This window comes from Drouetiella sp., assembly GCF_059504425.1.
Genome location: NZ_JCACIN010000115.1, coordinates 110,269 through 119,819 on the forward strand (window position 1 = coordinate 110,269; position 9,551 = coordinate 119,819).

Here is a 9,551-nt window from a genome sequence, read left to right on the forward strand (position 1 = left end):
GAACATTTTGCTTAGAACATTTAGGGTGGGGCACTTTGCGCCCCACCCTAAATGTCCCCCCGCCCTAACCGCCTTGGCGGTTGCTACAGAACGCTAGATAGGCTGTTCAGCGTAGCCATATTAAGAGGCAGATTGTCGCCAGATGCCGAAGACAGAGGTGTAGCCATGCAGAAATGTTGTGTTGCCTACAGGACCAATCTCTCCATTGCAGAAAAACCCGCTTAACGGCACATGGGGAAGATATTGGCTAAACAAATCAGAGTCAAAATTAGCCTGATCGTAAAGCCCCTGACCTCTGCCCATACAGGCAAACATGAGCGCGCCTACAGGTGAAGGGTTAACGTTCTTGGGGTAGCGCTTTAGCAGCATTTCCAGATCGGTGGCTGAAGCTTCAGCATCCCGCAAATGAAACTGAATTCGTTGTCCTGGACGGACGCGATCGCCAATCGCAACTGCACCTGTGCGGGGATCAACGCCCAGCAAATTACGAATCAGGAAATCGCCCTGCTCAAGCTGCTGCTTGAAAGCGCTTTGAGCAATGCCGACAAACAGCGATCGCTGAGCAATGGTTCGGTCTGCCTCGCTCAAATCTTGAAACATTCCCTGCAAAATTTCTAGAGGCGTGCGGGTTAAGCCGCAGGAAGTTTGATCTTCTCCCTGTTCTTCTAGCTTTAGCAAAACATTGCGTTCGCCTTCCACAACGCGATAGGTTTGCCCAATCGGACGGCAGCCCTGCGCCACGATCGTTTCCAGCACAATATTGCCGCTCAAAGCCACCCCAACTACGCCGTCTCGGTAGTAGCGATCGCTGCCAAACAGGCCGCTACTGCCCGAAAAAGAGCTGACATCTGTCAACCCTCCCACTTTAGCCGCATCCGGATAGGCAAAATCTAGCCCCTGTAAAAGCTCGTTTACGCCAGAGGAACCCGGCGCAGCCAATAAAATAAAATGCGGATTGTCTTGAGGGGATACACCCATCAGGCTTACCCATGCGTCTGGAGGGCCGTCAAGATCGGGCAAGTTCTCTGCATCAATGTGAAACGTATGAATATCAACTTCAGGTAATCGAGCTAAAGTCAGGCTAATCGCCGCTTCGCCCTCAATCTCTTGAACTTGCTGAGTGTGATCCATGCCGATCACGCCCCCGCCCCCACAGCCGAGCAAAACTGGAACAGAGAGATGCTCTTTGAGGAGAGGCAGCAGTCGAGAATACTCGCTAGCAAAGGCAGATGAGATAAAAACAAACCCCAAATCCGCAGTATCTTGCAAACAAAGCTGGGCTTGCTCTGCCACATCTTTGACGGCAGCTTCTAGCGAAGGACGCGTCGATATGGCACTAGCCCACTTCATTGAAGAATGAGTCGTTGGGTCTTTCATCATCATTTTCCTTGACGAGTCTCGATATCAGGATAGACAAGATTTGATTGGCCTAATAGCCTCTATTATTAGCTTTTTCTAGAGACTTTGCTTGATGGCTTCGCTTATAGCTTGCCTCAGCGCCCCTTTCCAAAAAAATTCGTATCCAGATTCAGCAATGCTGCTGAGGCTAGGTCGCCATCTGCCTAGCAATCAACTGAGCAAATAAGCCTTCCTGCTGAGCCAGTTCGTCAAACGATCCCTGTTGCACAACCCGCCCTGCTTCAATCACATAGATGCGATCGGCATGGCGAATGGTGCTGAGGCGATGGGCAATCACGATGCGCGTCACGCCCAGAGCATCCAAACTTTCGGTGACGATCGCCTGCGTCCGGTTATCTAACGCGCTCGTGGCTTCGTCGAATAGCAAAATCTGAGGCTTCAGCGCCAAAGCCCGCGCAATCATGAGCCGCTGCCGCTGACCGCCAGAGATATTGGAGCCGCCCTCGCTGACAAACGTATACATACCCATCGGCATTGCCCGCACGTCATCCGCAAAACCCGCACGCTCTGCTGCTTCCCAAGCTTCACTGACAGCCAGTAAGGCGCTGGCAGAAATATTGGCAAAGATGCTGCCGGAATTAATGCGGCTATTTTGCAGCACCACCCCCAACTGTCTACGCACAGCCGTAATATCCAACCCTGAGAGATCTTGCCCATCGTAATAGATACTGCCGTCGCTAGGAGTATCGAAGCCTAGCAGCAATCGCAACAGAGTCGATTTACCGCTGCCCGAAGGGCCTACCAGCGCGATGAATTCTCCTGGCTCTGCATGAAAGCTGATTTGATCGAGAGTCAGAGGTCCATCGTCTCGATAGCGGAAGGTCACACGATCGACCCTCACTCGCCCGGTCAGCCTACCCGGATCAGCCTTGTCGGGATCGACCTCTGGCTCAGCAGCCAGGATAGGCTGCGATCGCTTCCACAAGGTCACCACTTCCAGCACAGAAGTAATAGCATTGCTGAGGCTGGTAGCCCCACTGATAAAAATCCCAAAGGCAGCGCTAAAGGCGAGAAACCTCCCTGTAGAAAGCCCTGTCTCTCCCGCAGACTGCGCCTGCCCAATCACAATTACCGTCGCCCAAAACAGCAGGGTTGCCGTCAATCCCGGCATCACGGTGTTAAAAATTGCCACGCCGTCCTGAATCTTTTGAGTGCTTAACTCAAGCTGAAGCTGCCGCGTGTATTTTTGCCCCCAGGTCGCAAAAGCACGCTCCTCAGCCCCAGCGCTCCTCAGTTTAGGCACAGCCTCAATCAATTTCACCAACAAGCCATAAATTTCGCCCCGCAGCTCTAGAAGCGGACGGGTCTGCTGAAGCAGCAGCGCCCCAGAAGTGGCAGTAAAGGCGATCGCCACCACTGCCACTACGCCTGCCACCAGCGCCAAACTAGGGCTATAGATCAGCATCAGCCCAAAGTTTAGCAGCGCAAAAAAGCCCGTCAGAATGGTGCGAAAGGTGGTACCCGTTAGCTTTCTGCGGATTTGACCAATGCCTGAAACGCGAGACTCCAGATCGCCGATCGTATATTCCCGAAAAAAAGTCGGCTTCAGCTTGAGCAACCGATCCCAAACCGCCCCCTGCATTGAGGCTTCAGAAACCGCTTCTAGCCGCATTGTGGCTAAACCCTGCACCAACTCTAAGCTGACAGAACCCAACGCAAAGAACAGCAAACCTAATCCAATCTGGATCAGCAGATTACGATTGCCTGTTGGTAGAGCCGTGTCAATTAAAATGCCTGTTGCCAGTGGCACCAGCATTCCCGCTAGGGTACTGGCAATCCCCATGCTCAGCAGAATGATGAGATTCTTGAGCTGTCCTTTAAAGGCGAACCGCACTAGATCCCAGGCTCGTAGAACCGATTCAGGAAAAGAGCGGTAGAAGATGTAGGCACTCGGCTCCAAGCTTGACGCAATCTCTGCATCCACCCGCGGATAACGCCGCTGAGAGGAATGATTCGTTTCCGCCTGGGGATCAAAAATGACATAGTGATCACCCGCGATCGGCAAAAGCGCAACCGGGCTTTTGCCCTGACGCCGATAGGCAATAATGGCGCTACCATCCTTTTCCCACCACTTGTCTCGGAGAAGAACCCGTCGCAGCCGTAGCCGAGAAGATCGGGCGATCGCCTCCAAGGGATCACGCATTCGACTGGCATCTTCCGCCTCCATCGCTGGCTTGATGGCAACCCCTAAGGCTTTGCCTACGGCTCCAGCCACCATCAGTAGCTCATCCGCCTCTGCAAACTGATTGGCGGGTCTAGGCTGAAGCAGAGCCACCAGATCTTTGAGCGTATCTTGCGTCACCTGACGATTAAGCTGCTGTCTTTTTTGAAACCTAGAAAATTCTGCCTGAGTTTCCTGGGTAGTAACTAACTCAATCCCTCGCAGAAAATAACTATGGAGATGATTTAATCCTGCAACTAGAGTGTCGATCGTATCTATTTCTGTCGTAGATTGCACCAAAAGCTGAACATTATCCGTAGATTGCACCCACATTCCACTTGCCAGCGGCAGGATACCCGATTCAGGAACCAGCGTTAACGAATCATATCCCAGCCACTGCACGGTTCCCTGCTGGCACTGTATCCATAGCACCTGATCTCTAGGTGGCTGAAAGACTTGATCTTTAACTAAAGAAACATAGCGATCGGAGTGAGTCGGCTTAGCAAAAACAGTATGCGGTAGCCCTTTCACCTGTGCTAATTGATGAACCCATGTTTCTACGAGCGGCAACAGAGTGGGCAGACCGACGGTAGCGATCGACTGCTCCCAGAGTTCTGCGGGTTCAACAGCTACTGCCAGAATGCCTAGGTGATGTTCTGAATGGCTCAATATAGCGCTAAATAGAGCTTCCCCAGGTTTGACATCAAACAGATACCGACGTTCGCCCTCTGGAGCATCATCAATAATGGCTATTGCAAACAAGGCGATCGATCCAGATTGCACTGTCCAAACCAAGCTAGAGTCGCTCAGCAGCAGGGGCAAATTTCCTTGAAGCGTCTTAGAGATCATAATGGAGCATCGGGTGAGGCATCAGGACGCAAATCACGACAGAATTTATCTGCTGAGTTTATCTGTAAAGTAGCTATGAGCGATTATCTTCCTCAAAACTTCAAAGTTTTGTTTTGTAAATTCTCAAAAAAGGTTTTGTTTTGTAAATTTTTGCAATCATAATCTGAATCATCATTGGCTCAAAGCCATGTGTTTAAAGATCATCTTGATTTCAATCAACTATTCTTGCTCATTCTACTGCCGATCACTTTTCATATACTCTCACCAAGCAGGAGAGTGTAACTCGTTACACCTCCATTCAAAATTTAATATCCTACAATAGGGCTATAGGCAGTCTTAAGGCAAACAAATACGACCTGTATTTTTAGTTTTCCAAGGCAGCTCTAACGGTATCCCAAGATCTCTAAAAATTTCTTAGGGTAAGCGAGTCAGGTAAACTTCTGCTATGCAAGTGACCTGAATAATTAACATTCAAGCAATCGATTGGAGTAATTATGTCTGTACAACACGAAAGCGAAGAACTCAGCCCAGAAGACCTGACTAAAGTCTCAGGTGGCGAAGACGGTGGCTTCCTGCACCAAACTGAAGGTTCGCTAAATCAAGAAGATCTGTCTAAAATCTCAGGTGGCGAAGACGGTGGCTTCCTGCACCAAACTGAAGGTTCGCTAAATCAAGAAGATCTGTCTAAAATCTCAGGTGGCGAAGACGGTGGCTTCCTGCACCAAACTGAAGGTTCGTTCGATAAAGAATCTTTCGTTAATCCCGGTAGCGCTCCTGACTAGCTGACGACAGATTAAGTTAAACCAAGTCAAAAACCGCTTCTATCCCATTCGGCGAACAGCCTGAGGGTACGAGGCGGTATTTTTGTTCAAGTCCTAGCTCGCCTCGCTCATAATTAACTTGGAGTAATGTCCTTTTTCCTGCCACAGGGATTCATGCGTTCCCCGCTGTACGACCTTACCGCGCTCCAACACAATAATTTCATCGCAGTCTCGAATCGTGCTGAGTCGATGTGCCACAATCAAACAGGTGCAGCCCCGTCGGCGCAGATTGCGATCGATAATTTTTTCAGTTTCCGCATCTAGGGCGCTAGTCGCTTCATCCATAATCAGAATCGTCGGATCATTCACCAAAGCTCTAGCAATCTCTAAACGCTGACGCTGTCCGCCGCTCAAATTTGCCGCTCCTTCAATCAGCGGCGCATCATAGCCCCCTGGAATAGAAAGAATCACATCATTAATTGCCGCATCCAGGCAGGCTTTTTCCAAAGTCTGATCAGAGATAGTGGAGTCCCATAGGGTGAGATTGGCTCGAATACTGTCTGCGAACAGCAGAATATCTTGATCAACTACCGAAATAGAATTTGTGAGAACCGATCGCGGAATCTGAGGTCTAGACATGCCATCGAAGTTAACCTCTCCCTCCCAAGGTTCATAAAGTCCGGCAACAATCTTCGCCAAGGTCGATTTTCCCGAACCGCTGCCCCCGACCAATGCCACACGCTGTCCGGGTTTGATCGAGAGGCTGAAATCTTGAATTAAAGGGGGCGTGACCCGGCTGTAGCCATAGGTGACACCTTTCATCTCGATATAGCCTTGCAGCCTATAAGATGAGCGCATCAGAGACCATTCGGATTTTTCAGGTTGAGCTTGGGCTTGCTCTACTCGATCTTGCTCCGCCTTCAGAGCTGGATCGGTCACATTGTCCAAGACATCATCCAAACGGAGAAGATTGCCTTCCAAGTCCTGAAGGGTACTGCCAAATCGCACTAAGTTATTAACTGGCCCCAAAAAACTCACTGTCAAGAGTTGAAAAGCCAGCAGCATCCCAATCGTCATCTTGCCCTGAATAACTTGCCAACCCCCAATGCTGAGCAAAAACACCGTGCTCAGCGAGGTAATTAGCGAAGGCAATAGGCTTAGCTTTTGGTTAACCAAGTTTAGCGCCTGCTGCGCGTTAGTCGCTTTGGTGTAATAGCCTGCCCAACGCGAAAAGAAGTCTGACTCTAATCCAGAAGCTTTCAGAGTTTCGATGCTTTGCAGCCCCGCGATCGCCACGCCGTTCACCTTACCGTAGTTCTGCGCCACGGTAATATTGGCATCTACCCGCCGCTTAGATACCCACTGCAATGCCAAAACGTTGGCGATCGCAAACACCACCACAACTAGCGTTAACAGCGCATTGTATCTCAGCATAATTGCCGCGTAGAAAACAACCAGCACAACGCTAATCATCGTTGTGGTGAGCTGCCCAGTCAAGACGCTAGCCACGCGATCGTTAATCCGAATACGGCTACTAATTTCTCCTGAATAGCGCTGGGCATAGTAACTTACGGGCAGCTTCAGCAGATGCCAGACAAACTGGCTAGACATTGCCACCGACAGCTTAATTTTGAGCTTGCGCAGATACTGCAACTGAAGCGCCGTTAATAAACCCTGCAATGAAACCGTTAGCAGCATTCCGACCAGCAGGTAAGGAACCCAGTCTAAACGATGTTTGATTAGCACATTATCCACAAACACCTGGCTAAACACCGGCACAGCTAGATTGGGAATCACCAGTAGAAACCCTGCCGCAACGCAGTATGCCAGTGCCGCAGCCGAGCTTCGCAGGCGATTCTGCAAAGCCTCAATCACGCTCTTTTTTTTACCGCCCTTTTGAAAATTTACGCCAGGTTCCATCAGCAAGACGATACCGGTGTAACCCTGATTGAATTCTTCTAGCGCAATTTTTCTCCGTCCAACTGCCGGATCGCTGACATACGCCTGCTCTTTGTCAAACCCTTCTACCACCAAAAAATGGTCAAATTGCCAGAAGATAATGTAAGGAGGCTGCAACTCCATCAAGCTCGGCAATCCCTTCTTGAATCCCTTCGCATTTAAGCCATACATTTTAGCGGCTGTCAGAACATTGGCAGCCGAACTGCCGTCCCGTGAAACGCCGCAAGCTTGACGGAGTTCCGCCAAGGGCACAATGCGACCATAATAGCCTAGGATAATTCCCAATGCCGCTGCGCCGCATTCCACTGCCTCCATTTGAAGCAGCGTTGGGGCTGTGACGCGATCGCGCTTTCGATTCCGCAATTTCTGCCAATGCTTCAGCAGCGTTTGTCCATACTCTAGTGGCTGTCTGTGATCTAGAAGCAATCTCACCATAAAAAACTTTAGAGACTTTAGATTAGAAGATTCAGAAAGCTACTTGAGAAAAGGAAAAACGAAGCTGATGGGAGCACGATCGCTCAGCGTCACCCTGGCAGTAACAGGTGTACCGCCAGATAGCTTTTCGCTGGGACCTTTAGACATCGACCACTCATAGCCAGTAACATTCTCAGGATTGGGTTTCAGCTGCGCTAAAACCTCAATTGAGGCAGGAGTGTAAACCAATTCTGCCAACTCCAAGTTACCATCCACTCGCTTCAGCGCCGATGCCTGAGTGACTGAAGAGGGTGACACTTCAGTGACCGTTGCCTCCAAACCGCCAAATTCCTGGATGCTATTGGTTTCAGGAATGATTAAAATGCGATCGCCAACCTGAATCTGTTTCCCCTCAACTATAGGAAAGTAGCTAACGCTAGTCAACTGGCTAGAATCAGACCTATTCTTAATCAACAGACCTTTAGATTCAACGAAAATAGGGATACGGCCTATAACACTCCAGAGTAACGCTAAAGTTACCAGAAAACCGATAGACGCCAAAGGCAACCAGTCTCTAAGATTAACAACCTGCATCAGTTGGTCAAGCTGCTCAGGTGAAGAAACCTGCTCTAGCGCCTCTTTTCGGAATAAGCTTTCTTGTTCGCTTGCCATAGTCTTCACGCCTCAGTTTCAAGCTTTTACACCGAGTTGATGCAACATCCAGTTAAATCTAGCTCTAGCTATTGAAAGCTGCTGCAAATCAGCAATATCTAGCTCCCCTGTGTAAGCTTGGCTATCGCATAAGCTACACCCCGGTTCATATCGAGTGCTTTTCTGTAGCTGATCAATAATCTGAAATAGCCGCTCCGCGGTTAGACTTGCCAGAGCCCGGTAGAACCGAGAAGCCAAGCCTATATCCTGCTGAAGTCTCGGCATTAGAGCAGAGATGGGAATCGATAATACCAAAGTCTCTTGACTTGCCTTCAACATATAGAGATTTGGAGTCATGTCCAAAAATGCCGTTACGCCTAAAATTTCACCAGACAATGCTTCAGCAATCTTTCTAGGCTGAGTATTCTGGGAGGTGTTAAATGCCAATGATAATGAATTGCGCTTGCCTTGATATATAAACATGGAGAGGCTGCCTTGAAGAATGATATCCAGGGCTTCTAAAGGCTGCCCCTCTCGAATATAAACTTCATCCTTTTTCAATCTCTTAACCCTTCCAGCGCTGGTCATCCAGCACATATCACTATCATGTAGACTACCAAATACTGAGAGCATGCTCTTGGTCATCTCTAAATGCGACTGAAGCATAGACTCTTTAGGTAGACGAGCAGTAATTTGCCATTGTTTGCTGGAAAGAAGCATCGCAATCGCCCGATAAAAACGAGCGCCAAAACCTGCATCCTGATGCAATTTATCAGCTAAAAGCTGTTTATCAATTGCTAATACCCATGAATCTTCTAGAGCTGTAACAGCAAAAGGTAAAAGCTGATCGCTCGGCAGAAGAAATGCTCCAATGACATCACCACTTGTGTAAAAGACTTGAGGAAGTGTTGAAGGAGGAGAATGCTCCGATTGAAGGGAGTTCAGAGCAAATTCTCCTTCCAGAATTAAATAAAGAGCATTGAGATTCTCACAGGCTTGTAAGAGGCGATCGCCAGCCGTAACCTCTAACTTACTCCCTACTGAAACCATCCAATCAATGTCACTACTGCTTAGCTCTCTCAGTATAATTTCTGTCATGGCATCCCCTTAATGTGTGGATGTAGGGCTATGAAGACTAAATACAAACGCTTTTCAGGTAATGCTATAGATTAGCACCTGACCCTCACCATCTGTAAATCTTCAGGAAGCCCTATCAGCAAGCAGTGACATTTGTGCCTAAAAATTGCTAACTTCACAAAAGTCTGAGAATTCAAAAATTCTTAAGACTGCAAGAGAGAGGGGGTGTGATTCTAATCGATTAGAATCACACCCCCTCT

General features: G+C 48.9%; 6 protein-coding genes. 1 reads left to right on the forward strand and 5 read right to left on the reverse strand.

All coding sequences use genetic code 11. The features are described from left to right. Window positions 1-120 precede the first annotated feature (120 nt). Both AC5JMP_RS26200 and AC5JMP_RS26205 read right to left on the reverse strand, forming a co-directional pair. Window positions 121-1,350: an FIST signal transduction protein gene (locus AC5JMP_RS26200; RefSeq protein ID WP_495854446.1), complete on the reverse strand. Its 1,230-nt coding sequence runs from the start codon at window positions 1,348-1,350 to the stop codon at window positions 121-123. Between the two features lie 196 nt (window positions 1,351-1,546). Further along, window positions 1,547-4,429, reverse strand: a complete 2,883-nt coding sequence (locus AC5JMP_RS26205) for an NHLP bacteriocin export ABC transporter permease/ATPase subunit (RefSeq protein ID WP_495854447.1) — start codon at window positions 4,427-4,429, stop codon at window positions 1,547-1,549. A gap of 494 nt (window positions 4,430-4,923) precedes the next feature. Here AC5JMP_RS26205 and AC5JMP_RS26210 point away from each other — a divergent pair, with 494 nt between their 5' ends. Then, window positions 4,924-5,211, forward strand: a complete 288-nt coding sequence (locus tag AC5JMP_RS26210; protein WP_495854448.1) for a hypothetical protein — start codon at window positions 4,924-4,926, stop codon at window positions 5,209-5,211. A gap of 93 nt (window positions 5,212-5,304) precedes the next feature. On the opposite strand, the gene AC5JMP_RS26215 is transcribed toward AC5JMP_RS26210, so the two are convergent. Genes AC5JMP_RS26215 through AC5JMP_RS26225 form a run of 3 tightly spaced genes read right to left on the reverse strand, consistent with a single transcriptional unit; the run spans window position 5,305 to window position 9,312 of the window. After that, window positions 5,305-7,584 (reverse strand): NHLP family bacteriocin export ABC transporter peptidase/permease/ATPase subunit, encoded by a 2,280-nt coding sequence (locus AC5JMP_RS26215; RefSeq protein WP_495854449.1) that lies wholly within the window; start codon window positions 7,582-7,584, stop codon window positions 5,305-5,307. Window positions 7,585-7,623: 39 nt separating this feature from the next. After that, a complete protein-coding gene (locus tag AC5JMP_RS26220) occupies window positions 7,624-8,235 on the reverse strand; it encodes a hypothetical protein (RefSeq protein WP_495854450.1) in 612 nt (203 codons plus the stop codon). 18 nt (window positions 8,236-8,253) lie between these two features. Then, window positions 8,254-9,312 carry a cyclic nucleotide-binding domain-containing protein gene (locus AC5JMP_RS26225; RefSeq protein WP_495854451.1) on the reverse strand — a complete coding sequence of 353 codons (1,059 nt, stop codon included), beginning with the start codon at window positions 9,310-9,312 and terminating at the stop codon, window positions 8,254-8,256. Window positions 9,313-9,551 lie beyond the last annotated feature (239 nt).